General features: G+C 72.3%; 30 protein-coding genes. 17 read left to right on the top strand and 13 right to left on the bottom strand.

Annotated elements, in window-relative coordinates:
• Positions 1–173: 173 nt before the first annotated feature.
• A complete protein-coding gene (locus ACWXWW_RS11455; RefSeq protein WP_271173555.1) occupies positions 174–875 on the bottom strand; it encodes a metal-dependent transcriptional regulator in 702 nt (233 codons plus the stop codon).
• A gap of 98 nt (positions 876–973) precedes the next feature.
• Here ACWXWW_RS11455 and serC point away from each other — a divergent pair, with 98 nt between their 5' ends.
• The gene (gene serC, locus ACWXWW_RS11450) at positions 974–2083 is read left to right on the top strand and encodes a phosphoserine transaminase (protein WP_455969989.1); all 1110 of its coding nucleotides are present in this window, start codon (positions 974–976) and stop codon (positions 2081–2083) included.
• 62 nt (positions 2084–2145) lie between these two features.
• Here serC and ACWXWW_RS11445 read toward each other — a convergent pair whose 3' ends face one another.
• Positions 2146–2865 (bottom strand): DUF3027 domain-containing protein, encoded by a 720-nt coding sequence (locus ACWXWW_RS11445; RefSeq protein ID WP_455969988.1) that lies wholly within the window; start codon positions 2863–2865, stop codon positions 2146–2148.
• Positions 2858–3241, bottom strand: coding sequence for a cold-shock protein (locus ACWXWW_RS11440; protein WP_271173558.1), 384 nt, complete (start codon positions 3239–3241; stop codon positions 2858–2860). Before ACWXWW_RS11440 ends, ACWXWW_RS11445 begins: the two co-directional genes overlap by 8 nt.
• A 96-nt stretch (positions 3242–3337) precedes the next feature.
• Between ACWXWW_RS11440 and ACWXWW_RS11435 the strand changes: the two genes are divergently transcribed.
• From ACWXWW_RS11435 to ACWXWW_RS11410, 6 genes are all read left to right on the top strand, one after another.
• Entirely contained in the window at positions 3338–3604 is a 267-nt protein-coding gene (locus ACWXWW_RS11435; RefSeq protein WP_455969987.1) for a multidrug ABC transporter ATPase, read from the top strand.
• Positions 3605–3608: 4 nt separating this feature from the next.
• A complete protein-coding gene (locus ACWXWW_RS11430; protein WP_421075456.1) occupies positions 3609–5300 on the top strand; it encodes a helicase-associated domain-containing protein in 1692 nt (563 codons plus the stop codon).
• 49 nt (positions 5301–5349) lie between these two features.
• Positions 5350–6993, top strand: a complete 1644-nt coding sequence (locus ACWXWW_RS11425) for a DNA repair helicase XPB (protein ID WP_324014141.1) — start codon at positions 5350–5352, stop codon at positions 6991–6993.
• A gap of 81 nt (positions 6994–7074) precedes the next feature.
• Entirely contained in the window at positions 7075–7770 is a 696-nt protein-coding gene (locus tag ACWXWW_RS11420; RefSeq protein ID WP_271173562.1) for a response regulator transcription factor, read from the top strand.
• A 61-nt stretch (positions 7771–7831) separates the two neighbouring features.
• Positions 7832–9634, top strand: a complete 1803-nt coding sequence (locus ACWXWW_RS11415) for a sensor histidine kinase (RefSeq protein ID WP_455969986.1) — start codon at positions 7832–7834, stop codon at positions 9632–9634.
• Between the two features lie 47 nt (positions 9635–9681).
• A complete protein-coding gene (locus tag ACWXWW_RS11410; protein ID WP_271173564.1) occupies positions 9682–9969 on the top strand; it encodes a WXG100 family type VII secretion target in 288 nt (95 codons plus the stop codon).
• Positions 9970–10051: 82 nt separating this feature from the next.
• Here ACWXWW_RS11410 and groL read toward each other — a convergent pair whose 3' ends face one another.
• From groL to ACWXWW_RS11385, 5 genes are all read right to left on the bottom strand, one after another.
• On the bottom strand, positions 10052–11671 hold the full coding sequence (gene groL, locus ACWXWW_RS11405; protein ID WP_271173565.1) for a chaperonin GroEL: 1620 nt from the start codon (positions 11669–11671) through the stop codon (positions 10052–10054).
• A gap of 179 nt (positions 11672–11850) precedes the next feature.
• Entirely contained in the window at positions 11851–12054 is a 204-nt protein-coding gene (locus ACWXWW_RS11400) for a cold-shock protein (protein ID WP_271173566.1), read from the bottom strand.
• A 103-nt stretch (positions 12055–12157) separates the two neighbouring features.
• A complete protein-coding gene (locus ACWXWW_RS11395) occupies positions 12158–12697 on the bottom strand; it encodes a LytR C-terminal domain-containing protein (protein ID WP_282979401.1) in 540 nt (179 codons plus the stop codon).
• Between the two features lie 29 nt (positions 12698–12726).
• A complete protein-coding gene (locus tag ACWXWW_RS11390) occupies positions 12727–12972 on the bottom strand; it encodes a DUF3263 domain-containing protein (RefSeq protein WP_455969985.1) in 246 nt (81 codons plus the stop codon).
• A 35-nt stretch (positions 12973–13007) separates the two neighbouring features.
• The gene (locus ACWXWW_RS11385) at positions 13008–13991 is read right to left on the bottom strand and encodes a DUF2332 family protein (protein ID WP_455969984.1); all 984 of its coding nucleotides are present in this window, start codon (positions 13989–13991) and stop codon (positions 13008–13010) included.
• Between the two features lie 72 nt (positions 13992–14063).
• On the opposite strand from ACWXWW_RS11385, the gene msrB reads away from it, so the two are divergent.
• Together msrB and ACWXWW_RS11375 are read left to right on the top strand one after the other, a co-directional pair.
• Positions 14064–14465: a peptide-methionine (R)-S-oxide reductase MsrB gene (msrB, locus tag ACWXWW_RS11380; protein WP_271173570.1), complete on the top strand. Its 402-nt coding sequence runs from the start codon at positions 14064–14066 to the stop codon at positions 14463–14465.
• A gap of 11 nt (positions 14466–14476) precedes the next feature.
• Positions 14477–15025 carry a nitroreductase family protein gene (locus tag ACWXWW_RS11375; protein ID WP_271173684.1) on the top strand — a complete coding sequence of 183 codons (549 nt, stop codon included), beginning with the start codon at positions 14477–14479 and terminating at the stop codon, positions 15023–15025.
• Position 15026: 1 nt separating this feature from the next.
• On the opposite strand, the gene ACWXWW_RS11370 is transcribed toward ACWXWW_RS11375, so the two are convergent.
• Positions 15027–15320 carry a DUF4287 domain-containing protein gene (locus tag ACWXWW_RS11370; protein WP_455969983.1) on the bottom strand — a complete coding sequence of 98 codons (294 nt, stop codon included), beginning with the start codon at positions 15318–15320 and terminating at the stop codon, positions 15027–15029.
• A complete protein-coding gene (locus ACWXWW_RS11365) occupies positions 15320–15652 on the bottom strand; it encodes a cupin domain-containing protein (protein WP_282979406.1) in 333 nt (110 codons plus the stop codon). Before ACWXWW_RS11365 ends, ACWXWW_RS11370 begins: the two co-directional genes overlap by 1 nt.
• A 65-nt stretch (positions 15653–15717) precedes the next feature.
• Between ACWXWW_RS11365 and ACWXWW_RS11360 the strand changes: the two genes are divergently transcribed.
• Complete coding sequence (locus ACWXWW_RS11360) at positions 15718–16698, top strand: ArsR/SmtB family transcription factor (RefSeq protein ID WP_455969982.1); 981 nt, start codon at positions 15718–15720, stop codon at positions 16696–16698.
• 4 nt (positions 16699–16702) lie between these two features.
• On the opposite strand, the gene ACWXWW_RS11355 is transcribed toward ACWXWW_RS11360, so the two are convergent.
• A complete protein-coding gene (locus tag ACWXWW_RS11355; protein WP_455969981.1) occupies positions 16703–17653 on the bottom strand; it encodes a DMT family transporter in 951 nt (316 codons plus the stop codon).
• 226 nt (positions 17654–17879) lie between these two features.
• Positions 17880–18179 (bottom strand): hypothetical protein, encoded by a 300-nt coding sequence (locus tag ACWXWW_RS11350; protein ID WP_271173575.1) that lies wholly within the window; start codon positions 18177–18179, stop codon positions 17880–17882.
• 305 nt (positions 18180–18484) lie between these two features.
• Between ACWXWW_RS11350 and ACWXWW_RS11345 the strand changes: the two genes are divergently transcribed.
• The 3 genes from ACWXWW_RS11345 (at position 18485) to ACWXWW_RS11335 (ending at position 22652) form a co-directional block, all read left to right on the top strand.
• Positions 18485–19255, top strand: a complete 771-nt coding sequence (locus ACWXWW_RS11345) for a metal-dependent hydrolase (RefSeq protein ID WP_271173576.1) — start codon at positions 18485–18487, stop codon at positions 19253–19255.
• A 77-nt stretch (positions 19256–19332) separates the two neighbouring features.
• On the top strand, positions 19333–22227 hold the full coding sequence (locus ACWXWW_RS11340) for a glycosyl hydrolase (RefSeq protein ID WP_455969980.1): 2895 nt from the start codon (positions 19333–19335) through the stop codon (positions 22225–22227).
• Between the two features lie 287 nt (positions 22228–22514).
• Positions 22515–22652, top strand: a complete 138-nt coding sequence (locus ACWXWW_RS11335; protein WP_455969979.1) for a hypothetical protein — start codon at positions 22515–22517, stop codon at positions 22650–22652.
• Positions 22653–22667: 15 nt separating this feature from the next.
• Here the strand turns inward: ACWXWW_RS11335 and ACWXWW_RS11330 are convergent, their stop codons facing one another.
• The gene (locus tag ACWXWW_RS11330; RefSeq protein ID WP_455969978.1) at positions 22668–23243 is read right to left on the bottom strand and encodes a hypothetical protein; all 576 of its coding nucleotides are present in this window, start codon (positions 23241–23243) and stop codon (positions 22668–22670) included.
• Positions 23244–23339: 96 nt separating this feature from the next.
• Here ACWXWW_RS11330 and ACWXWW_RS11325 point away from each other — a divergent pair, with 96 nt between their 5' ends.
• The 4 genes from ACWXWW_RS11325 to ACWXWW_RS11310 are packed head-to-tail and all read left to right on the top strand — an operon-like array spanning position 23340 to position 24474.
• Positions 23340–23537 (top strand): type II toxin-antitoxin system HicA family toxin, encoded by a 198-nt coding sequence (locus tag ACWXWW_RS11325; RefSeq protein ID WP_455969977.1) that lies wholly within the window; start codon positions 23340–23342, stop codon positions 23535–23537.
• The gene (locus tag ACWXWW_RS11320) at positions 23534–23923 is read left to right on the top strand and encodes a hypothetical protein (protein ID WP_455969975.1); all 390 of its coding nucleotides are present in this window, start codon (positions 23534–23536) and stop codon (positions 23921–23923) included. The genes ACWXWW_RS11325 and ACWXWW_RS11320 overlap by 4 nt, the downstream gene beginning before the upstream one ends.
• A complete protein-coding gene (locus ACWXWW_RS11315; RefSeq protein WP_455969974.1) occupies positions 23923–24093 on the top strand; it encodes a DUF4236 domain-containing protein in 171 nt (56 codons plus the stop codon). The genes ACWXWW_RS11320 and ACWXWW_RS11315 overlap by 1 nt, the downstream gene beginning before the upstream one ends.
• A 45-nt stretch (positions 24094–24138) precedes the next feature.
• Positions 24139–24474 carry a hypothetical protein gene (locus ACWXWW_RS11310; protein ID WP_455969973.1) on the top strand — a complete coding sequence of 112 codons (336 nt, stop codon included), beginning with the start codon at positions 24139–24141 and terminating at the stop codon, positions 24472–24474.
• Positions 24475–24697: the final 223 nt, after the last annotated feature.

The raw sequence follows: 24697 nt of genomic DNA, 5'->3' as shown, positions 1-24697 counted from the left end.
AGGGAGCGCCGACTCGTCAGAACTGGTCGGGGCACAGTCTCACTCCGTCAGAACGACGAGCCGGGGAGGCGATTTCTCACGGAGCGCCCGGGGCTCGGAGCCGCCGGGTATCGCTCAACGGTAACGGAAGATAACGGAAATGTCACGCTCCCCGTCGGGCTCCCAGCCGAGCGTCAGCCGCGATCGTCGACGAGGAAGATGTGCGACGCGATCTCCACGGGCAGCTCGAGCGCGTCCTGCGCGCCCGCGATCTGGACCAGCACGTACCCCTCGCTGTAGCGGAAGTCGCCGTGGGCACCCGGCACGACCCCGGCGTCGCGCAGCTGCTGCAGGAGCTCGGGGTCGACCTGGGCCGACTCGGCGAGCCGCCGGACCGTGCCGGAGACGGGCCCGCCGTTCTCGTCGAGGCGGCGCACGAGGCCGACCACCCCCTGATCGGCCCGCTCGACGGAGAACTCCCCGAGCTGCTCCAGCCCGGGGATCGGGTTGCCGTACGGCGACTCGGTCGGGTAGCCGAGCAGCTCGACGAGGCGGCGCTCGACCTGCTCGCTCATGACGTGCTCCCACCGGCACGCCTCGTCGTGGACGTAGGCCCAGTCGAGGCCGATCACGTCCGACAGGAGGCGCTCCGCGAGGCGGTGCTTGCGCATCACCTCGACGGCCTTGGCCCTGCCCTCGTCGGTGAGCTGCAGACGGCGGTCCTCGGCGACGACGACGAGGCCGTCGCGCTCCATGCGGGCGACGGTCTGCGAGACGGTCGGGCCGGAGTGGCCGAGGCGCTCGGAGATGCGCGCGCGCAGGGGGATGATCTCCTCCTCCTCGAGGTCGAGGATGGTGCGGAGGTACATCTCCGTGGTGTCGATCAGGTCGGTCATCGATCCTCCGTCTGCGTCGAAGGCAATCCTAACCGGGAGCACGGACCCCGGGCGCTGGCCGCCGTGGCCGCCCGCGCACGCGCCGTAGGATGAGCAGCATGACGCTCACGATCCCCGCCGATCTCCTTCCCTCCGACGGCCGGTTCGGCTGCGGCCCCTCGAAGGTGCGTCCCGAGCAGGTCGCCGCCCTCGCCGAGGCGGGATCGTCGCTCCTCGGGACGTCGCACCGCCAGGCGCCGGTGAAGAACCTCGTCGCGAGCGTGCGCGAGCGCCTCGCGCAGCTGCTCCGCCTGCCCGACGGCTACGAGATCGTCACGGGCAACGGCGGCTCGACCGCGTTCTGGGATGCGGCCGCGTTCGGGCTCATCGAGCGCCGCGCGCAGAACCTCGTCTTCGGCGAGTTCGGCGGGAAGTTCGCGAAGGCGGCCGCCGCGCCGTGGCTCGAGGCCCCCGATGTCCGCAAGGCGGAGCCGGGCACGCGCGCCGAGTCCGAGCCGGTCGAGGGCGTCGACGTCTACGCGTGGCCGCACAACGAGACGTCCACGGGCGTGGCCGCACCGATCCGGCGCGTGTCCGGCGACGCGGGTGCGCTCACCGTGATCGATGCGACGAGCGCCGCCGGCGGCATCGACTTCGACGTCGCCGAGACCGACGTGTACTACTTCGCGCCGCAGAAGAACCTCGGCTCGGACGGCGGGCTGTGGTTCGCCGCGATGTCGCCCGCGGCGATCGAGCGCATCGAGCGCCTGCACGCCTCCGACCGCTACATCCCGGAGTTCCTCAGCCTCTGGAATGCGGTCGACAACTCGCGCAAGGAGCAGACGCTCAACACCCCTGCCCTCGCGACGCTCCATCTCCTCGACAGCCAGCTGGGCTGGATCCTGGAGAACGGCGGCCTCGAGTGGGCCGCGGCCCGCACGGCGGAGTCGTCGCAGGCGCTGTACAGGTGGGCCGAGGCGTCGTCCTCGGCGACCCCGTTCGTGGCCGACCCCGCGCACCGCTCCCCCGTCGTCGTGACGATCGACTTCGACGAGGCCGTCGACGCGGCGGCGGTCGCCAAGACGCTGCGCGCCAACGGGATCGTCGACACCGAGCCGTACCGCAAGCTCGGCCGCAACCAGCTCCGGGTCGCGACGTTCGTCTCGATCGAGCCCGAGGACGTCCGCCAGCTCACGCGCGCGATCGACTTCGTTCTCGAGAACAGCTGATCCGTCGCCGCAGACAGGAGGAGCCCCGGCCGACCGGCCGGGGCTCCTCCTGTCTCACGCGGTCAGTCCTCCGCGTCGTCGTCATCCCACGCGTCGTCGTCCTCGTCCGCGTCGTCGTCCTCGCTGCGCGCCTCGTCGTCGTCCTCGTCGTAGTCCTCGTCGGACTCGGCCGCATCGTCGTCATCGGCCGCATCGTCGTCATCGGCCGCATCGTCGTCGCCCGCGTCGAGCTCGTCGATGTCGACGCCGTCGACGTCTCCCGCGTGCAGGATCGGCGAGCCGTCCTCGTCGAAGTCGTCCTCGTCCTGGTCGAACTCGTCGCCCTCGGGCGCGAAGTCCTCGCCCTCATCCGACTCGTCGGCCGCCGCGGCCTCGGCCGCCGCGCTCTGCGCCGCCTTGTACTCCTCGAGGCGCACCGACCACGGCACCCACTCGGGCGCGAGCAGCGCTCCATCGCCCGGCAGCAGCTCCGCCTCGAGCACGGTCGGCTCGGCGTCCTCGACGACCGCGAGGGAGACGGTCCAGTGCCATCCCGGATAGCCGCTCAGGCGGTTCTCGAAGCGCAGCGAGACGACGCCGTCGCCCTCGACGGTGTAGCCCGCAGGCTCGCCGATGGTCTGCGCGGGCGTGATCTCCCGCAGCGCGGCGAGCGCGAGATCCCGAGCCTCGAGCAGGCGAGGGTCGGGCTCGACGGGCGCGGCCTCGAGGGAGGCGTCCTCGCGGGGCGCCTCGGAATCCGCGAGCGCCTCCGCGTCCGCCGCAGGCTCGGGAGCCTCAGACATCGAGCTCGTCCGCGACCTTGCGCAGCACGGCCGCGACCTTGCGCGCGTGCGACGACGAGGGGTAGCGGCCGCGACGCAGGTCGCCGCCGATGTCGTCGAGGAGCTTCACGAGGTCCTCGACGATGACGGCCATGTCGTCTGCCTTCTTGCGCGACGCCTTCGCGAGGCTCGGCGGAGCCTCGAGCACCCGCACCGAGAGCGCCTGCGGCCCCTTGCGGCCGTCGGCGATCCCGAACTCGAGCCGCGTCCCGGCCTTCACGACCGCGCCCGCGGGGAGCGCGCTCGCGTGCAGGAACACGTCGTCCTGTCCGTCGTCCGACGTGATGAAGCCGAAGCCCTTGTCCTCGTCGTAGAACCTGACCTTGCCGGTGGGCATGTGAACCTCGCTGATACCGCTGGAACGTAGAGAGAGGGATCGATCGATCCCTCCCCGCCATCCTAGTCCGGCAGGCGTGCGACTATCCTGGTCAGGATGAGTGATCAGCCCAGCGCGCAGCCCGCGGTCCGCCGCGTCGACCGCATCCTCGCGTTCATGTCCCTGGGGATCGTCGTGCTGTCGATCGGCTGCTTCCTCGCCGTGATCATCGCGACCGCCTCAGGGGTCACCGACTTCAGCGGCGGCGCGTGGCCGGTCGTGTTCCTCGTGCAGAAGATCGGGCCCGTGATCGCCTTCCTCCTGCTCCTCACGCTGCTCGTCATGAGCTTCGTGCGAAGGGGTCGCGCCTCGCGCCGGAGCTGAGCGGATGAGCGGCGCGGACGCACGGGTGCTGGCGGAGCGGCTGGCCGCGATGTCCGACGCGCGGCTCGGCTCGCTCCTCGCGGCCCGCCGGGTCTCCGCCCACGTCGGCTGGCGCGACTTCTTCGACGCCGCCGACGCGCTGCTCGCCCCCGAGTCGTTGACGACGGCGCTGCGTCAGCTCCCGCGCGACGTGCTCGCCGACCTCGCCAGCGGCCGTCCGATCGCCGACGAGGGCATCGCGTCCTCGCTCGTCGACGGATCCGGGTCGCCGCTGCCGTCGGTCCATCGCGCGCTCGACGGCGTGGACCTCGCGCCTGCCCGCCACGACGCCCCTCAGCCCGCCGACGAGTCGGCCGCGGCTCGGGCGGCGGAGCGCGCCTTCACGACCCTCGGGGCGCTCGCTGACGTGCTCGTCGCGGCGCTCGCGACTCCGCTGTCGCGCGTCGGCGGCGGGTCGGTCGGCGCGTCCGACCGGCGCCGGCTCGTGCAGGACGAGGTCGTGCGCGACGCCGAGGAGCTCGACGACCTCGTCGCGCTCGCCGAGGCGGCCGGCCTCGTGCGTCCGGTGGATCGCGCCTGGCTCGTGGCCGACGCCGGCGAGGACTGGACGCGCGAGCCCACGCGTCGTCGCTGGGAGATCCTCGCGACGGGATGGCGCGACGCGCTGCCCGCAGGTCTGCGCACCCGCGAGGGCGGCTGGGTGCCGCCGTCGGCGTGGGTCGACGCCTATCCGCTCGACCCGGCCTGGCCCGAGCGGGCGGCCTCGGCCCTGCGTCTGGCGGCTCTGCTCGGCCTCATCGCGCCCGACGGCACGGAGACCCCGTGGGCGACGCCGTTCCGGGCGGGCGGCGCCGCCGACGCCGGCCCCCTCGCAGAGCTCCTCCCCGGTGAGGTCGACCGCGTCTTCCTGCAGAACGACCTCACCGCGATCTCCCCGGGACCGCTCGTGCCCGCGCTCGACATGCGCCTGCGCGCGATGACCGTCCGCGAGTCGCACGCGCAGGCCTCGACCTACCGCTTCACCGAGGCGTCGCTCTCGTCGGCGATCGCGGGCGGCGAGACGGCCGAGGCCATCCGCTCGTTCCTCTCCGAGCTCTCGCTCACCGGCATCCCGCAGCCGCTCGACTACCTGCTCACCCGGACCGCCGAGCGGCACGGCCTCGTGCGGGTCTCGGTCGAGCCGGGCAGCGGCCACACGATCGTGTCGAGCCGCGACCACCATCTCGTCGAGACCATCGGCGTCGACCAGGCGCTGCGCCCGCTGGGCCTCGTGCGCGAGGGCGCGCTGCTGCGGACGCGCGCTGCACGGCAGACCGTCTACTGGGCGCTCGCCGACGCGCGCTATCCCGTCGTCGCGATCGACGACGACGGCCGCACCGTCGCGCTGCACCGCCGCCGACTCGCGCCCGCTGCCGAGGAGGATGCTCCCGAGGAGCGGTACCGGGCCGTCATCGACCGGCTTCGCGCTTCGCACGGCGAGGATGCGGAGGCCGCGTGGCGCGAGCGCGAGCTCGACGCCGCCGTCCGCGCCAAGGCCGTCATCGTCGTCGAGGTCGCGATGCCCGACGGGACGACGCGCGAGCTGACGCTCGAGGCGTCGGGGATCGGCGGAGGACGGCTGCGCGGCCTCGACCGCGCGGCCGACGTCGAGCGCACCCTCCCGGTCTCGCTCATCCGCTCGGTCCGCACCGCGTGACGCACCGCCCCGACCCCACGGCGGCGGCCCGCCGGTAGACTGGACAGCTATGTCCGACGGCCCCCTCATCGTCCAGAGCGACCGCACGGTGCTGCTCGAGGTCGCGCACCCCGACGCGGAGGCCGCGCGCCACGAGCTCGCGGTGTTCGCCGAGCTCGAGCGGGCGCCCGAGCACATCCACACGTACCGCGTGACCCGGCTGGGCCTGTGGAACGCGCGCGCGGCCGGGCACACCGCCGACGACATGCTGGAGACCCTCGACCGATGGTCGCGGTTCCCCGTCCCGCCCTCGGTGTCGACGGACATCCGCGAGACCGTGAACCGATACGGGCGCCTCGTGATCGACCGCGACGACGAGGGCCGCCTGCGCCTCGTCTCCCAGGACGAGGCGGTGATCACCGAGGTCTCGCGCAACAAGCGCATCCAGCCGCTGCTCGTCGAGCACCCGACGCCCGACTCCTACATCGTCGACGCGTGGGCGCGCGGGCACATCAAGCAGGAGCTGCTGAAGATCGGATGGCCCGCGGAGGACCGCGCGGGCTACACGCCGGGCACGCCCCACCCCATCGCCCTCGCCGAGGACGGGTGGGCGCTGCGCCCCTACCAGCGGCTCGCGGTCGACACCTTCCGCGAGGACGGCTCCGGCGTCGTCGTGCTGCCGTGCGGCGCCGGGAAGACCCTCGTCGGAGCGGGCGCGATGGCCGCGACCGGGACGACGACCCTCATCCTCGTGACGAACACGGTGTCGGCGCGCCAGTGGCGCGACGAGCTGCTGCGGCGCACGACGCTCACGCCCGAGGAGATCGGCGAGTACTCGGGGCAGTCCAAGGAGATCAAGCCGGTCACGATCGCGACGTACCAGATCCTCACGTCGAAGCGGAAGGGCGAGTACGCGCATCTCTCGCTCCTCGATGCCCTCGACTGGGGCCTGATCGTGTACGACGAGGTGCACCTGCTGCCCGCGCCCGTCTTCAAGCTCACCGCCGACCTGCAGGCGCGCCGACGGCTCGGGCTCACCGCGACCCTCGTGCGCGAGGACGGCAGGGAGGGCGACGTCTTCAGCCTGATCGGGCCCAAGCGGTTCGACGCGCCGTGGAAGGAGATCGAGGCGCAGGGCTACATCTCCCCCGCGGCCTGCTACGAGGTCCGGATCGACCTGCCGGCGTCGGAGCGCCTCGAGTACGCGGCCGCGGCCGACGACGAGCGCTACCGGCTGGCGGCGACGGCGCCCGCGAAGATCGACGCCGTGCGGCGCATCCTCGCGCACCACCCCGACGAGCAGGTGCTCGTGATCGGCCAGTACCTCGACCAGCTCGACGAGCTCTCCGAGGCGCTCGGCGCGCCGAAGATCACGGGCGCCACGCCCGTGGACGAGCGCGAGCGGCTGTTCTCGGCGTTCCGGGAGGGGTCGCTGAAGCTGCTCGTCGTGTCGAAGGTCGCGAACTTCTCCGTCGACCTGCCCGAGGCGTCGGTCGCGATCCAGGTGTCGGGGTCGTTCGGCTCCCGCCAGGAGGAGGCCCAGCGCCTGGGACGCCTCCTGCGTCCGAAGCAGACCGACCACACGGCGAGCTTCTACACGCTCATCGCGCGCGACACGGTGGATCAGGACTTCGCGCAGAACCGTCAGCGGTTCCTCGCCGAGCAGGGCTACAGCTACACGATCCTCGACGCCGAGCGGCTCGCCGCCGCGTAGCGTTCGCGCTCGGCGCACGGATTCCGGGCCCGACGCGCGGATTTCCAGCCCGCGCTTACCCGGCACCGACATAATGGGGTCATGACCGCACCGCGCATCCTGGTCGTCGACGACGAGCCGAACATCCGCGACCTGCTCTCGCAGAGCCTGCGATTCGCCGGATTCCAGGTTCGGACCGTGTCCAACGGAGCCCAGACCATCTCGGCCGTGCTGGAGGAGGAGCCCGATCTCATCGTGCTCGACGTCATGCTCCCCGACATGAACGGGTTCAGCGTCACCAAGCGCCTGCGCGACGCCGGATACACCGCCCCGATCATATTCCTCACCGCCAAGGACGAGACCGAGGACAAGATCAAGGGCCTCAACGTCGGCGGCGACGACTACGTCACGAAGCCGTTCAGCCTCGACGAGATCGTCGCGCGCATCCAGGCCGTCCTGCGCCGCACGATGCAGAACGACGAGGAGGAGTCGGTCATCCGCGCGGGCGAGCTCACGATGGACCAGGACACGCACGACGTCTACGTCGGCGACGAGCAGATCGACCTGAGCCCGACGGAGTTCAAGCTCCTCCGCTACCTCATGCTCAACCCGAACCGCGTGCTGTCGAAGGCGCAGATCCTCGACCACGTGTGGGAGTACGACTTCAACGGCGACGCGGGCATCGTCGAGAGCTACATATCGTACCTGCGCCGCAAGATCGATCCGCACACCGCGGAGTCGCTCATCCAGACCAAGCGCGGCTTCGGCTACATGCTGAAGGTCGACAAGGTCTCCTGACAGTCGGCGGGCGCGCCCCGCCTCGCGGAAAGGCCCTGCCCTGGCACGCAAGCACGACGCCGTGACCCGGTGGTGGCGACGCGTCAGCCTGCGGGCGAAGGTCACCGGCGTGACGGTGTTCGTCCTCGCCGTCGGACTCCTCATCACGGGCGTCGTGACCGTGCCCATCCTCCAGCAGAACCTGCTCGGCAGCGTCCGCAGCACGGTCCAGGAGTACGCCGACTCGAACGTCGCCGAGCGGCTCCTCACGCCGCTCACGACGGCATCGGGCGAGCTGATGTTCGTGCCGGCCGACAACGAGCCGCGCACCGAGTACTTCGTCGCGATGTACAACCGCGAGGGCGAGCTCATCGCGACCGCGGGCGGCTCGGAGGAGGCCGCGGAGCCCGCCTTCCCGCGCCGCCTGCCCCTCGACGAGGCGTACATCCGGCGCGGCAGCATCGTCCCCCTCGACGCGGAGACCGGGCGCGGACCCGGGTTCTACGCCGCGACGACCGTGAATACGCTCCAGTCGGAAAGCTACGACCTCCCGTACGCCACGGTCGTCGCGCTCCCCCTCGCCGACGTCGACAGCTTCGTCCGCACGTACATCGCCGTCTTCACGCTCGTCGCGTTCGCGACGGTCATCGCGGCGGCGTTCCTCACCCGCGGCCTCGTGACGCTGACGTTCCGCCGCTTCGGCCAGGTCGAGGCGACCGCCATGGAGATCGCGGCGGGCGACTTCAGCCAGCGGATGACCGACATCGAGCCCAGCACCGAGATCGGCCGCCTCAAGATCGCGATCAACACGATGCTCGACCGCATCGACGGGGCGATCGACGAGCGCGACGCCACGGTGCGGCAGATGCGCCGCTTCATCGGCGACGCGAGCCACGAGCTGCGCACGCCGCTCGTGAGCGTGCGCGGCTACGCCGAGCTGTACCGGATGGGCGCGCTGCAGGGCGAGGAGGCGACGGCCAAGGCGATGGAGCGCATCGAGGCCGAGGCCAAGCGGATGGGCGTCCTCGTCGAGGACCTGCTCGCCCTCACCCGGCTCGACGACCGCCGCGAGCTCGACATCCGCCCGGTCGACCTCCGCCCGATCGCGCACGATGCCGCGCTCGACGTCCGCGCGGCCGAGCCGGGCCGCGACGTCACGGTCGTCGACCACACCTTCGAGGCGATCACGGGCGCGGTGACGCTGCCCGAGCGCGCCGAGCTCGAGGCCGCGACATCCGCTCCCGAGGACGGCCGCGCGGACGGGCCCGACGCGCCGCGGCGGCGCTGGGCGCCGGGAACCGCCGCGATCGCCCGCGCGTCGGCGGCGCTGCGTCGCCGACGCCCGGCCCAGACCGGCGAGCAGCCGCTCGTCGCGCAGCTCGACATCCCCGTGCAGCCGCCCGCGAAGCCCGTCGCGCTCCCTCCGATCGTCCGCGGCGAGGAGGACAAGATCCGCCAGGTGGTGTCGAACCTGCTCGGCAATGCGCGCCGCTACAGCCCCGCCGAATCCCCCATCGTCATCGAGGTGGGCGTGGACGCCGCGGCGCACACCGGATGGATCGCGATCGTCGACCACGGCGAGGGCGTCCCCGAGTCGATCAGGGACAAGGTCTTCCAGCGGTTCTGGCGGGCCGACACCTCCCGCGCACGGGAGACGGGAGGCAGCGGCCTGGGCCTCTCGATCGTCGCCTCGATCGTCGACTCCCTCAGCGGAACCGTCCAGGTGACCGACACCCCCGGAGGCGGCGCGACGTTCCGCGTGGCCTTCCCGCTCGCCCGCGAGGGGTCGGATGCCGGCGCGACGCCGCGTGCACAGTCCGGCACCGCCGCGGTGTCGCCGGGCGACGCTGTGGACGACCCGGAGGGCGGCGCGCCCCGCTCCTAGCGTGAGGACCACGCCGATCTCCGGCGGTCACACGAAAAGGAGCACCCATGCCGATCTTCGCCGTCGACAGCGACGCCCTCGTCGCGCAGTCCGCCAACGTCCGTGCCACGGGCGACCGCATCCAGGCCGATTCCGACACCATGCTCGCGCAGCTGCTCGAGCTGCAGGCGGTGTGGCAGGGATCGGCCGCCGCGGGCTTCCAGAGCGTCATGGACCAGTGGCGGGCGGCTCAGCTCGCCATCCAGGAGTCCCTCGCGTCGATCGGGCAGGCGCTCAGCGTCGCGGGGATGCAGTACGCCGAGGCGGAGCAGGCCAGCGCCGGCATGTTCCGCTGAGCCCTCGTCCCGGTGCGCAGAAGGGCCCCTCCGCGAGGAGGGGCCCTTCGTGTCGTTCAGCGCGACGAGCGCGCGGCGCGGATCAGAAGTCCATGCCGCCGCTGGGGTCGGCAGGAGCGGCCGCGGCCTTCTCCGGCTTGTCCGCCACGACCGCCTCGGTCGTGAGGAACAGGCCGGCGATCGACGCGGCGTTCTGCAGAGCCGAGCGCGTGACCTTGGCGGGGTCGATGATGCCGGCCTCGAAGAGGTCGACGTACTCGCCCGTGGCCGCGTTGAGGCCCTGGCCGACCGGGAGCTCGGCGACGCGGTTCGCGACGACGCCCGGCTCGAGGCCCGCGTTGAGGGCGATCTGCTTGAGCGGAGCCTCGATGGCGATCTTCACGATGTTCGCGCCGGTCGCCTCGTCGCCCGTGAGCTCGAGACCGTCGAACGCGACCTGGCCCGCCTGGATGAGCGCGACGCCACCACCGGGGACGATGCCCTCCTCGACGGCCGCCTTCGCGTTGCGGACGGCGTCCTCGATGCGGTGCTTGCGCTCCTTGAGCTCGACCTCGGTGGCCGCGCCCGCCTTGATGACGGCGACGCCGCCGGCGAGCTTGGCGAGGCGCTCCTGCAGCTTCTCGCGGTCGTAGTCGCTGTCGGTGTTCTCGATCTCGCGGCGGATCTGGGTCACGCGACCCTCGATCTGCGCGGCGTCACCGGCACCCTCGACGATCGTCGTCTCGTCCTTGGTGATGATGACCTTGCGCGCACGGCCGAGGAGCTCGAGGTCGGTGTTCTCGAGCTTGAGGCCGACCTCCTCCGTGATGACCTGGCCGCCCGTGAGGATCGCGATGTCCTGCAGCTGCGCCTTGCGGCGGTCGCCGAAGCCGGGGGCCTTGACGGCGACCGACTTGAAGATGCCGCGGATCTTGTTGAGCACGAGCGTCGCGAGAGCCTCGCCCTCGACGTCCTCGGCGATGATGACGAGCTCCTTGCCCGCCTGGATCACCTTGTCGACGACGGGCAGAAGGTCCTTGATGTTCGAGATCTTCTGGTTCGCGATGAGGATGTACGGGTCCTCGAAGACGGCCTCCTGGCGCTCCGGGTCCGTCACGAAGTAGGGGTTGAGGTAGCCCTTGTCGAAGCGCATGCCCTCCGTCAGCTCGAGCTCGGTGCCGAAGGCCTGGGCCTCCTCGACCGTGACGACGCCCTCCTTGCCGACCTTGTCGATCGCCTCGGCGATGAGCTCGCCGATCGAGGTGTCCGCAGCCGAGATCGACGCCGTCGCGGCGATCTGCTCCTTCGACTCGATCTCCTTCGCGGTGGAGAGGAGCTGGTCGGTGACCGCCTTGACGGCCTTCTCGATGCCGCGCTTGAGGCTGATCGGGTCGGCGCCCGCGGCGACGTTGCGGAGGCCCTCGCGGACGAGCGCCTGGGCGAGGACGGTGGCCGTGGTCGTGCCGTCACCGGCGACGTCGTCGGTCTTCTTCGCGACCTCCTTGACGAGCTCGGCGCCGATCTTCTCGTACGGGTCGTCGAGCTCGATCTCCTTCGCGATGGAGACGCCGTCGTTCGTGATCGTGGGAGCGCCCCACTTCTTCTCGAGCACGACGTTGCGACCACGCGGGCCGAGCGTCACCTTGACGGCGTCGGCCAGCGTGTTGAGGCCGCGCTCGAGGCCGCGACGGGCCTCTTCGTCGAAAGCGATGATCTTTGCCATGTGTTTGTCGTCCCTCCCGGACGTAGGCGTATGGGTTTAGCACTCTCTTGACGGGAGTGCTAAACGCCATTTTGGCACTCGACCCCATCGAGTGCAAGCCGGGAGGCGTCACCCGCCGACACACGCGCAGCCGCCCCGCGACCGGGGTCGCGGGGCGGCTGCGGAGAAGGCGGGAGCGCTCAGACGGGACGGACCGCCTCGGCCTGGGGGCCCTTCTGCCCGGTGCCCACCGTGAACTCGACGGCCTGGCCCTCCTCGAGCACGCGGAAGCCGGTCATCTCGATGTTCGAATAGTGCACGAAGACGTCCTGGCCACCGTCGGCGACGGTGATGAACCCGTAGCCCTTCTCGGCGTTGAACCACTTCACGGTGCCCTGGGTCATGGCGATCACTCCTGTTGCGGGATGGAACTGGAGTGATCGTATCCGCGTGATTCCGCGGCAGAACGTCGATCAGGCGACGTTTGACACGGTCGTCTCGTGACGTTTACGCGCCGGAAACACGGTCGAGTCCGACGACCACCGTGAGCTGTCGGCCGTCGCCGCTCTGGTACGCGTCGCTCTGCACCACCTCGGTCGCGCCGATGGCCTCCGCGACGCCGCGCGCCGCCGGCTCGTCCTCGGGGCTCGCGTAGAAGACGGTCGTCTTCTCGAAGTCCGTCTCGTCGGAATCGGTGGGGGTCACGGCCCCCTCGGGGAAGCCCGCGTCGACGAGCTGCTCCGCGACCTCGTCGTCGAGCCCCTCGGTCGCCGTGCCGTTGAGGACGAGCACCGAGTACGACGTGTCGACGACGGGCGCCGTCGTCGCCGCCGGCGCCGGCGTGTTCTCGGGCGCCGGGAGCGCGCCCTGCTGCGAGAGGACGAGGAAGCCGAGGATCCCCGCGATCACGAGCACGATCGTCGCGACGATCGCCCACAGCAGCACGGCGGGTCCGCTCATGCCCGGGTTCTCCGCGCGGTGGGCGCCGACGCGCCCGGTCTCGCGCGGGATGTCGTCGAAGCGGTCCCGGGGGTAGGTGCTCGGCATCCCTCGATGCTATCCGCGGACGTCGTGGATCAGCTGGTGACGCGGAGGCGCGCCGCCTCGCGCTCGTCGCGCAGTCGGCGGAGGCGCTTGACGAGGAGCGGATCCGCGGCGAGCGCGGCCTCGGTGTCGATCAGCCGCCCGAGCAGCTGGTAGTACCGCGCCGGGGTCATCGCGAGCTCTGCGCGGATCGCCTCCTCCTTGGCGCCGCGATGGGCGCCCCACGCCGCCTCGAAGGCGAGGATGGCGCGCTCGCGTTCCGACAGGGAGGTGGACATGCTCCGAGCGTATGGCGCGCGGCGCCGCTCGGCCGTCAGGCGCGCCAGCGGACGCGGGCCCCGAGCGGATCCGCCGCGGCGAGCACGCGGCCGTCGAGAGCGAGCGCGAAGCCACCTGGCCATTCCGCCTCGTCGACCGGCTCGGCCCATCCGCTGTGGAGCCCCGGCGCATCGAGCGTGATCCAGCGAGCGCCGAGTGCCCGGATGGCGTCGATGAGCGCCTCCCGGCGGGCACGCGGGAGGTACGGGAGCACGCCCGGCGTCGACACGACGAGCGTCGCCTCCGATGGCGCGTCCGCGGCGAGCGCGCGGAGGGCCTCGGGATCGCCGGCATCGCCTGCGATGAGAAGAGGCGGATCGGCCGCCGCGATGTCGAGCGCCCGCGCGATCCGCTCGCGCCGCCCCTCCTCGCCCGGCCACACGAGCATCTCGAGCCAGGCGCGGTCGTGCGGGTCGCGCGGATCGCGCGGCTGCAGATCGATGCCCGCGCGCCAGACGACCTCCGGCAGCCGCAGCTCCGGCAGCGGGCCATCCCAGGTCGAGGCCAGAACGACCCCGGACGCCCGGTCGACGGGGTCGAGGCGCACGTGTCGGCCGGGCGCCGCATACCGGTACGAGTAGCGGTCGGGGTAGAGGCACAGGCCTCCCGATGCACCGAGCTCGAGGAGGGCGATCGGGCCGGGGACGAGCGAGAGCGCGGGCAGGAGCGCCGCGCAGCGCAGCGGCTCGTTCGTCTGCAGGCCGCGGATGGCGCACTCGGCGACGATGTCGTCGGCCCGCTCGCGCACGAAGCGCGCCCAGTCGGCGGCGTCGGCGTCATCCGCGGCGCCGAGCAGGCGCGTCACGGCGAACACGAGCGGCGGCTGGCGGTGCGCCGCCGGGATGCGGGCGAGCACGGCGGCCACCGTCCCGTCCTCGGCGACCCTCGCCGCCCAGTCGCCGTAGACGCGAGACCGTCCCGGCGCCTCCTCCGCGGCGAACCGGGCGAAGCGTTCGGCGACCTGCGCGACCTCGTCCATCCCCGCCATTCTGCCTTCTCCCGGCGCCCCTCCTCCGGCCCCTGCCGTCCTGCGCGGCGGTAGAATCGGGGCATGTCGTACAGGGTCGAGAAGTCCGAGGCGGAGTGGCGTGCAGAGCTGACGCCTGAGCAGTACGCGGTGCTGCGCGAGGCCGGAACCGAGCGGCCGTGGACCGGCGAGCTGCTCGACGAGGAGCGCGCGGGCCTGTACACGTGCGCCGCATGCGGCGCCGAGCTCTTCCAGAGCGGCACGAAGTTCGACTCGCACTGCGGGTGGCCGAGCTTCTACGAGTCGGTGCGGCCCGAGGCCGTCGAGCTGCTCGAGGACACGAGCCACGGCATGGTGCGGACCGAGGTCCGCTGCGCGAACTGCGGCTCGCACCTCGGACACGTCTTCCCGGACGGATTCGGCACGCCCACCGGCGACCGCTACTGCATGAACTCGCTCTCGCTGAACTTCACGCCCGAGGCGTGAGCGCTCCGCGCATGGGCTCCGCACTCGAGGCCGCCCGCGCGCGGCGCTCATCGTCCAAGGTCACCGACGAGGCTCCCACGCGCGAGGAGCTGCTGCCGCTCGTGGCGGCGGCCGGTCGCGTCGCCGACCACTCGAACCTCACCCCGTGGCGGCTCATCGAGCTGCGCGGCGACGACCGTCTGCGGCTCGGCCGCGCGATCGGCGAGGCGACAGGCGACGGACCTTCGACGAAGCCGCTGCGCGCTCCCCTGCTCATCGCGATCGTGTCGAGCCCCCGCCCGTCCGAGAAGGTGCCGGAGTGGGAGCAGGAGGCCGTCGCGTCGGGCGTGGCCCACCTGCTGAGCCTGCTCCTCGACGAGGCCGGCTGGGGTGTGATGTGGCGCACGGGCGCCTTCGTGCGCTCCCCCGCGGTCGCGAAGGCGCACGGCCTCACCCGCCGCGAGAAGCTCCTCGGATGGCTGTACGTCGGCGGGCGCCCTCCGCGCGACCGCGAGGGGTTCCGGCCCGGTGTCGACCCGGACCGGATCCTCGGCAGGATGCCGGGCGGCGAGCGCCCCTAGGTCACCAGCCCTCGGGCCGGGTGTCCTTGCCGTCGAGCCACAGCCGATCCGACGCGTCGCTGTGGGCGGTCCCGCTGCCGACGTGCTTCGCGTCGATGCGGTCGCCCTTGGTGATGACATGCACGAGCGCCATCGCGTGGCCGCGGCCGAGGCCGTAGTCGGCGGCGAGCCACTCGATGATCGGGCCCGCCTTGGTCCCGGGGCCGAAGCCGCGCTCGGCGGCGAGGTCGACGAAGGCGCGCGGCGTGACGCCGGTCTTCGTCTCGATGTTGTCGAGGTACGCCTGGAAGGACATCAGAGGAACTCCTGGATCATCGTGTCGGATGCGTGGATGCAGAGGATGCGCAGAGGTCCATCGCCCGAGTTGACGAAGCCGTGCCACACGCCGGCTCCGACGGTCGCGGTGTCGCCGGCGTGGGCGACGATCGTCTCCTCGCCCATCGTGATCGTGGCCTCGCCCGCGAGGACATGCCAGGTCTCCGAGTAGGGATGGCGGTGCAGGCCGGGCCCCTGACCCGGCTCGTTGTCGACATGGAAGAACGACACGGCCGCGCCGTGCTCCCGCCCCTCGAAGCGCAGCGTCCTGCTGCCCGGCATGCGGATCTCATCCGCCGTCACGATGCCCATGAGCGGCTCCTCTCTCTCACGACGCGACTCTCGCAGGCGCGGTTCGGCGAGGATAAGGTTTCGATGTGCATCGAAAGCTCGTCGAGTTCCGCCTGCGCCCGGACGACGTGTCGGCCATCCGATTCGGCATCTCGCCGGGGCACGAGCTCGTCCACGCGGTGCGCTCCCTCGCCCGCCCCGCGGAGAACCCGCTCCAGTGGGGATGGCTGCGCCAGGCCCGCGACGTCGTTCCGCGCCCCGCCTTCGAGCTGCTGCGGACCGTGGTCGGAGCAGACGGCTACGTCCCCGACTTCCTCACCTCTGAGCCGTCGTGGGATCTCGACCCTGTCGAGGAGGCGGCGCGCCGCCGCCGGGCTCCGCTGCGGGGGATGCAGGTCGACCTCCGCAAGCGCGTCGACCGCAGCGCGGGACGCGAGCGGACGACGCTCCTCCGACTTCTCGACGACCCGAACCGCGCGCGAGCGGCGATCGCCGACGCCGCCGACGCCGTGTGGGATGCCGTGCTCGCGCCATCCTGGTCGCAGCTGGAGCGCCTCCTGCGGGCTGACATCGTGGCACGGACGCGGGTCGTCACGACGGCCGGCATCGGCGCGATGGCGACAGCGCTCCATCCGGCCGTGGACTGGTCGGCCGACTCCGTGCGCGTCGAGCTCACGCGCCACGAGGAGACCGTCGACTGCACGGGGCGCGGCCTCGTGCTCGTGCCGTCGGTGTTCGCGCGGCGGTGCTCGGTGATCACCGAGCCGCCGGCGCAGCCGACGCTGTTCTACCCCGCGCTCGGCGTCGCCGAGGACTGGCATCGCGAGGGGGTCGCGCACGCAGCCGCACTCGGCCGGCTTCTCGGCGAGGGGCGGCTCTCGGTCCTCCTGGCACTGCGGGAGCCGCTCTCGACGAGTGCCGTCGCGACAGCGACCGGGCTCGCGATCGCGACGGCATCGCATCACCTCAGCGCGCTGCGCGGGGCGAGGCTCATCGCGTCGCGGCGATCCGGACAGCGCATGCTCCATGCGCGCACGCCGCTGGGCGAGGCTCTCCTCGCGGGCTGACCGGTCAGCGGCGCCCGGCGCGCACGGTCGCGACGACCACGCCGCCCGCGGCGAGCGCCACCGGGAGCGCGCGCTGCCACAGCGCGGGCGGCGCGGCGGGCGGCCAGACGACGTCGAGGACGACGGATGCGCCGAGCATGCCGAGCACGGACCCGAGCGTCATGAGCAGGACCCCCGTGCGCGGAGTGAGCGCCGCCGAGATGAAGATGTACGCGACGCCGAGCGCTCCGCCGAGATAGAGCCACGGCTCGCGCGGCGCGGATGCGGACACACCCGCCGTCGCGAGGTGCCAGACGGCGGCGACGGCGAGCACGGCCGTCCCGCCGATGAAGTTGACGAGCGTCGCCGCGAACGCGGAGCCGACGGCCTGGCGCAGCCGCCCGTTCGTCGCCGTCTGCCACGCGACGCCGGCCCCGACGAGGAACGGCAGGACGAGCATCCACAGCGGGGCCCGCGCCACGGCGTCTCCGGTCAGCGACACGACGACCGCCGAGAGCACGAGGGCGGCGCCCGCGACCCGCGGCAGCGTCACGGCGCTCACGCCCGCGGGGCTGTAGCCGATGCGGTCGAGCACGAGACCGTGCACGGTCTGGCCTGCCACCATGCCGACCGAGAACATGGCCACGCCGATGACGGCGACCGTGAAGCTCTGCGTCGCGACGCTGAACGCCCCCGCCGCGCCGCCCACGAGCATCCACCAGGGCACGCGGCGCTCGCGCAGGGCCGATCGGAGGGCACGGACGCCGGCACGGCCGCTCGGGAGGAGCGGCGCGAGCACGAGCAGGATGACGAGGCCCGACCCGAACGAGATGAGGGCCGCCACGAGCGCGGCGTCGAGCGCGACGCCGAGCTGCCCGTTGACGCGCGCCTGGATGGCCGTGAGGGCGCCCACGAGGACGGCGCCGCCGACGCCGATCGCGATCGCGAGCCGGTGCTTCGGCGCTCCGCGGTCCATCGCGCCTCCCCCTGCTCGTGCGACCTCGGCCATCCTACGGCGGCGCCGGGCCGCAACCGCGCGCGGTGCCTCGTCACGGCAGTGCCATGTCACGTCGCGGCACAGCGCGTCACGGGAATCGGATCCGTGGTGCGCATGTGCACGCCTGTGGCCGACACGCGCATACCGGCCCCGCGCATCCGAATCCCGGCACAGCTCGGGAGCGGCAGCCGCCGGCGGCGCGCGGTCAGGCGATCGCGCGCCGTGAGAGTCGGCGCGGGCGAGGCGTGCGGGGAGGGTGCGCGGCCTTGAGGATGGGCTTCACGTCGCGGGCGCGCTCCTCGAGCGCCGCGAGGGCGGTCGCGAGCGAGGCGAACTCGCCGATCGCGACGCCGTGGCGGTCGTGCGCGAGGTGGCGCCGGCCGTCGACCGTGACGAAGCCCGCGAACTCGCCGGCATGCGTCGCGACGAAGACGTCGTCTGCCGCCTGCTTCCAGGCAAGCGGCTCGTCGGTATGGTGAGGGTCGTCGAGGTGGGTGATGGTCATGTCGTGCTCTTCTCGTCTGAGTGCGGGCGGCCGCATGGGCATGCCCGCGATGCGGCGGCTCCGGGCGATCGCCGCTCGCATCTGTGCGAGGGGATCCGTGGATGGCCCTGAGCCGGTGAGCTGCGGCGATCGGCCGTGAGAGGCGGCGGACATCGCACTGCAAGCTCCGTCCAGTCTACCTGCAGCGGGCGGAGAAGGCCATCCGCGTGTCGCCGCGCCCGGCGATGTCGGCGCCCGCGCATAGCCTGAACGTCGTCCCGACGTCGTGACGCGCCACGCCCTTCGACCTCCAAGGAGACCCCGCCATGATGGGGACCTCGCACGCCGCCAGCGGCGCCGCCGCCTGGATCGCGCTCACCGCCACGACGCTCCCCGCCCTGGGGGCGCACGAGCTCGCGCCCGCCGCGGTGCTGCTCGGCGCGCCCATCGCGGCGGGCGCCGCCCTCCTGCCCGACGCGGATCATCACAGTGCGACGATCGCCCACTCCGTGCCCATCGCCGGGCGACTCGCGGCAGGTGTCGTCGGCGCCGTGTCGGGCGGGCACCGCAAGGGCATGCACTCGCTGCTCGCCGTGCTCGGCGTCATCGTCGGCATGCGCTTCCTCGGGGAGGTCGTCTGGCACCCGGACGGCTCGGCCGAGCCCTACCACCTGGGCGTCGCGATCGCGGTCGCGGCGTGCACCGCCTTCGCGCTCAAGGTGCTGCGGATCGCGCGACGGTGGCCCCTCGCGTGGGCGGGTGGCGCGGCGCTCGGCGCGGCGGCCGGCTTCCTCGCCCCCGCGCAGACCTCCTGGCTCCCCTGGTGCGTCGGGGTCGGATACCTCGCGCACCTCGCCGGCGACCTCCTCACGACCGGCGGCATCCCGCTGCTGTGGCCCATCCGCGTGCGGGCTCCCCGGTGGGCGCGGCGCACGCCGCTGCTCCGCCGGGTGTGGCTGCGCGGCGGCGGCATCGCGGTGCCGGTTCTCGGCGACACGGGGTCCTGGCGCGAGCAGGCGCTCTTCGCCGCGCTCAGCTGCTACGCCCTGTGGGGCGTCGCGGCCGAGGCGACCGCTGTCCTCGCGGGAGGGATGTGAGGACGTTTGTTGACATGCGTAACTAAGTCGCGGTAGGACTTCTGTGGGCACCGACGCCCACCTGAGGAGGTTCGCCGATGAACAGCACCCCCGCGCCCGCCTGGGCGCAGCCATCCCGTCGCGTCCGACCGCGACGACGCGGCAGGCGCGCCGCGGTCGCCGTCGCGCTTGCGCTCGGCTTCGCCGCTCCGCTCGCCGTGACTCCGGTGGCGCACGCCGCCCCCATCGCGGCCGAGGTCGACCTGGTCGACCCGGACGCGACTCCCGAGACGCGCTCGCTCTTCGCGTACCTGCGCGACATCGACGCAGAGGGCGTCCTGTTCGGACACCAGGAGGACCTGTACTTCGGGGAGTCCTTCCCCACGCAGGACGGCACGTCCTCCGACACCCTCACCGCGACGGGCGACCATCCGGCCGTCATCGGATTCGACACGCTCGAGACCGCGGGCATGCCGCTCGCCGAACGCGAGGCGAAGGCGCAGCAGCTGGCCGCGAACATCCGCCAGGCGCACGACGTCGGGGCGATCAGCACTCTCACGATCCACATGGAGAACCTCGCGACCGGCGGCGACTTCTACGACACCTCGGGCGACGCCCTGCGCGCCGTCCTCCCCGGCGGAGCGCAGCACGATGCGCTCCGCGCGTATCTCGATCGCATCGCCGCGACCGCGCATGCCGCCGTCGCCGCCGACGGCACGGCCATCCCGATCGTGTTCCGCCCGTGGCATGAGAACGCAGGCTCGTGGTTCTGGTGGGGCGCGGCGTTCGGCCTGCCCGGCGAGTACGCCGAGCTGTTCCGCTTCACGGTCGAGTACCTGCGCGACGTGAAGGACGTGCACAACCTCCTGTACGCGTTCTCGCCCGGGGGCGGGTTCGGCGGCGACGAGGACCTGTACCTGCGCACATACCCCGGCGACGACTTCGTGGACGTGCTCGGCTACGACGTCTACGACAGCTCGGGCGCCGCGCAGAGCTTCCGGGACGGGCTCGTCGCCGACCTCGGCATGATGGGCCGGCTCGCGCAGGCGCGCGGGAAGATCAGCGCGCTGACGGAGTTCGGCATCTCGGGCGGCGTGCGCCCCGACGGCGAGAACGCGAACGTGACGTGGTTCACGGATGTGCTCGACGCGATCATGTCGGATCCCGACGCGGCGCGGACCGCCTACATGATGACGTGGGCGAACTACGGCGGCGACTCGACGCCCTACTTCCCGGTCGAGGGCGAGATGCTGCCCGACTTCCAGGCGTACCACGACGACCCGCGTACGTTCTTCGCCGACGATCTCGCGGGCGTCTACGACGCCGAGACCGCGTCCGTCGCCTCGGCCGCTGCGCACCTCGCCTCCCCCGCCGACGGCGCGCGCGTGGTGGCCGGGCCCGTCGAGCTGCGCGCATCGGTGACGGGTCACGCGGCCGATCGCGTGACGGTCACGACCGACGCGGGAGAGGTGATCGAGCTCGCGGCCCCGGCTGACGGCGGAATGTGGTGGACCGGGGCGTGGGAGGTCGCCCCCGAGCAGCTCGACAACACGTCGCACGGGCTGACCCTGCGCGTGTTCGCGGGCGGCGCCGAGGTGGAGACCACGGCGTCGACCGTCGTCCTCGGTCCCGAGCCGGTGCTGCCGCTCGGCGTCGTCGACGACTTCGAGTCCTACGACGCCGACGCCGCCCTGCAGAGCAGGTGGGTGCCCCAGAACGCGAACGTCCTCGAGCTCGCCCGCGCGGCCGAGGGCGACGCGGTCGGAGGCGGAGAGGCCGCGATGCGGCTGTCATACTCCTTCGCGACGCAGTCGTACACGGGTGCTGGCCGGCCGGTCTCGGGCGACTGGTCGTCGTTCTGGGACTTCCAGGCGTGGATCGATCCCGACGCGTCCGGCAACCGACTCGTCCTCCAGCTCGTCGCCGACGGCGTCGCCTTCGAGGCCTACCCCTCCCTCGCCGGCGACGACCCCTACCTCGCCACCATCCCCTTCGCCGACTGGCGCCCCGCTCCCTGGGACACCGCCAACGCCGACCGCCGCCTCACGCCCGAGGCCCTCGCCCACGTATCGCAGTTCAGCGTGTTCGTCAACGCAGCCGACGCAGGCGCCGTCGAGGGCTCCATCGTCGTCGACGAGCTCCGCGCGGTCGAGGGCACGCCCCCGCCGCCGGTCTACGTCGACGTCGAACGCGACGACCCCGACTACGCCGCGATCGCGTGGCTGCACGACGAGGTCGTCGATCTCGGCGACGCGAACGGCCGCTTCCACCCCACGCGCCCCGTGACGCGTGCCGAGGCGACGCACGCACTCGCGGCGTACCGGGAGGATGCCCCGGCGGTCGACGGCACGGCGAAGGCTCCCGTCGAGCGCGCCGAGCTCGCCCACGCGCTGTGGGAGCTCGCGGGCGCGCCGACGCCCGCGGAGCCCGCCGACTTCGACGATGTGCCGCCGGCCCATCCGTCGGCCGAGGCGATCGCGTGGGTCACGCAGAACAGCATCGTCGAGCCCGCAGGTGACGGCCGCTTCGGGATGCGCGGTCCCGTGACGCGGGCGGAGCTCGCCCGCGCCCTGCGGGCCTTCGACGCGGCCCCGGGCACGGAGCCGCCGACCACCCTGTTCGACTTCGCGGACGGACCGCAGGGGTGGGCCGCGAACGGGGCCATCGACGCCGCGGACGGACGCCTCACAGCCGACCTCGCGGAGAGCGGATGGATCTGGGCGACCGGCTCGTGGGACCTCTCCGGCCGCTCAACGCTCGTCATCGACGTCGCGGAGACGACCGGCACGTCGATCGGCCTCGCGCTGCAGGCCGGCCCCTCGTGGAGCTGGTGCGAACTGCCCGCCGGCGACCCTGTCTCCGGCGGAGCGTCGGTCGCGATCGACCTCGGCGCGCTGTCATCCGAGTGCCGCGGTCAGCTCGGCGACGTCCGCGGCGTCAACCTGCGCCTCGACGCGGGGCAGCACGCGATCGACACCATCCGCGTGCGCTGAACGCGGCTCGCGCCCGGATCATCCGCTGACCGAGCGGATGGCCCGGGCGCGGCCGAGTGATGGTGCCGGCTGCCAGGTTCGAACTGACGACCCCCTGTCGCGGACGGCGCTCATTGCACTCGAACACATACGCACGCAGGGGCTATCAGAAACTACGTGCGGCCAGGGCTTTAGATGCGGTTCGTGACCACATGGACATACCTGAGCTATCAGGCGCGTACGGTGCCGTCTTAGACGAATCTTGGACGCACCCGCGCGATCACGCGCGGAGGCCTATGCTCGGCCCCGTGTCCGACTTCCTCGCCGCTGCCGTCGAGCCGCACTGCCCGAGCTGCGGCAGCGTCCTGCACGAGCACCCGCGCGGATGGCTCTGCCACGGGTGCAGGGTCGAGTGGCCCCGCGAGCTCATCACACCGGAGGAGTGACCCGGCGAGCGCAGGTCATGCGGGGCGGTCCCACGCGGTCGGCGGGCGGACGCCGGTGCCGAGCACGACGCCGTAGTTCGGCTTGTCGGCGGTGCCGCCGAACACGGCTGCGCTCATCGCGGTCGCGAGGCCCTTGTCGGCGTTCGCTCGGACCTCGGCGGCGATCGCGGCGGAGTGCTCGGCCGGGACGTAGCCGCACGTGATCCTCTCGTCGCCGGCTGCGAGGTCGACGCGGACCGCGTTGCCGTTCGTGCTGTGCGGGTTCTTGGGCTCCCATGCGAGGATCGCGGCGAGGTCGCGCCCGGCGATGCTCACGGCTCGCGCGATGCCGACGTAGTAGCTCGCTTCGCCGCGCACCTCGAGGCGGTCGAGGGCGAGCTCGGCGACGCCGGTGATCGGCTTCGGTGCGTAGTCGGCGTAGGCGCGGTCGCGCTCGGGCGCGACGCGCTTGAAGAACCACCACAGCGCGACGCCGACGAGCGCGAGGGCGAGGACGGGCCCGACCGCTGGCACCTGCGAGACGAGCGACGCGACGAGGACGACGAGGACCCAGAACACCCAGGCCGGCAGCTTGAAGGGGTAGCGCTTCACGCTCCGCATCCTAGGGGCGTCGCGCAGTCCGAACCGCGCGCAATTCTTGTCTAGTCCCACTTGACTTGATCTGTCTATCCCCGATAGACTAGCCTCATGGTCAGCGAGCAGCCCACACGCAAGGTCATCAAGACCCTCACCGACGCCGGATGGCGCCCCGTCCGTACGGTCGGAAGCCACACGACGTGGCAGGGCCCGAACGGCACGAGGTTCCCGCTGCCGGATGGGCACAAGGCGATCAGCCCCGGCGTCTACCGGAAGCTGCTCAAAGCGATGAAGGAGGACGAGCGATGAGCCACCACTACACCGCCACCGCGACCCGCGAGGGGTCGTGGTGGATGGTCTCGATCCCCGAGCTCGACGGCCTCACCCAGGCGCGTCGCCTCGCCGAGGCCGAGCTCATGGCGCGCGAGTGGATCGCCGCCACGCTCGACGCCGAGCTCGACGACGTCTCAGTCGACCTCACCGTCGAGCGCGTGGGCGAGATCGACGTCGCCGAGCGACTCGCGAAGATCGCGGAGGAGCGCGCGCAGGCGGCCGAGCTCGAGCGCCAGGCCGCGGCCGACGCTGCGGGCCTCGCGAAGGATCTCGCCGCCCAGAAGCTCACCGTGCGCGACATCGGCGCAGTGATCGGCGTCAGCCACCAGCGCGCCCATCAGCTCGTGCAGGCGGCAAGCTGATGGGCTGGTTCTTCCGCAAGTCCAAGAAGGTCGGCAAGAGCACACGCGTGAACGTCTCCGGCCGCGGTGCCTCGGTGTCCAAGAAGGTCGGGCCGATCACCATCTCGAGCAGGGGCAACATGAGCTTCCGCCTCGGCAAGGGCATCGGGTTCCGCAAGAAGCTCTGGTGACCGCCGCCGAGCGCGACGTCCGAGCGCAGGAGTAGGGTCGCGGCCATGTCCGAAGGCCTCTCCCCCGACGTCGCGCTCGGCGTCCGGCTCTCCGCGATCATGTCGCGCGCGCGATGGACGCGCGACGCCGGCCCCGTCCTCGAGGAGCTCTACCGCGTCGCGGGCGACCGGCTCGACGTGCTCGCAATGGAGGCAGGCACGTGGGCCGGCTTCTACGACTCGCCCTCGACGCACGAGGGGCGATCGTCACAGGTGCTCGTCGACGCGCTGCGGACGATCCCGGGCGTCGAACCGTGGATCGAGGTCGGGCGCCGACGTCGCAGCGCCGGGAGTCACGGCGCACCTCGGCCGGGGATAGACACGCCGCCGCGCGCCGGCTGACTGGGAACGCCCCCGGGGCGCGATGCGCCACCGGGGGCGGCGAGTGAGAACGCTGGGGACGAACCACCCGCAGCGACGAGCGATGTCTGGGGCAGCTCTCGTCGCGACAACGACCCATCTCGGTCCGTGGGCCGATGCCGATTGTATTGACAACACCCGTCGAGATTCGAGCGGACTGCTCGGGTAGGTGGCGGCTCCGCTCCCCGGGCCCCTCCCGTCTGGG

Source organism: Microbacterium sp. KNMS, from assembly GCF_053851835.1.
Note: the sequence above shows the minus strand (reverse complement) of the source record. Positions and strands in the feature narration are given on the sequence as shown.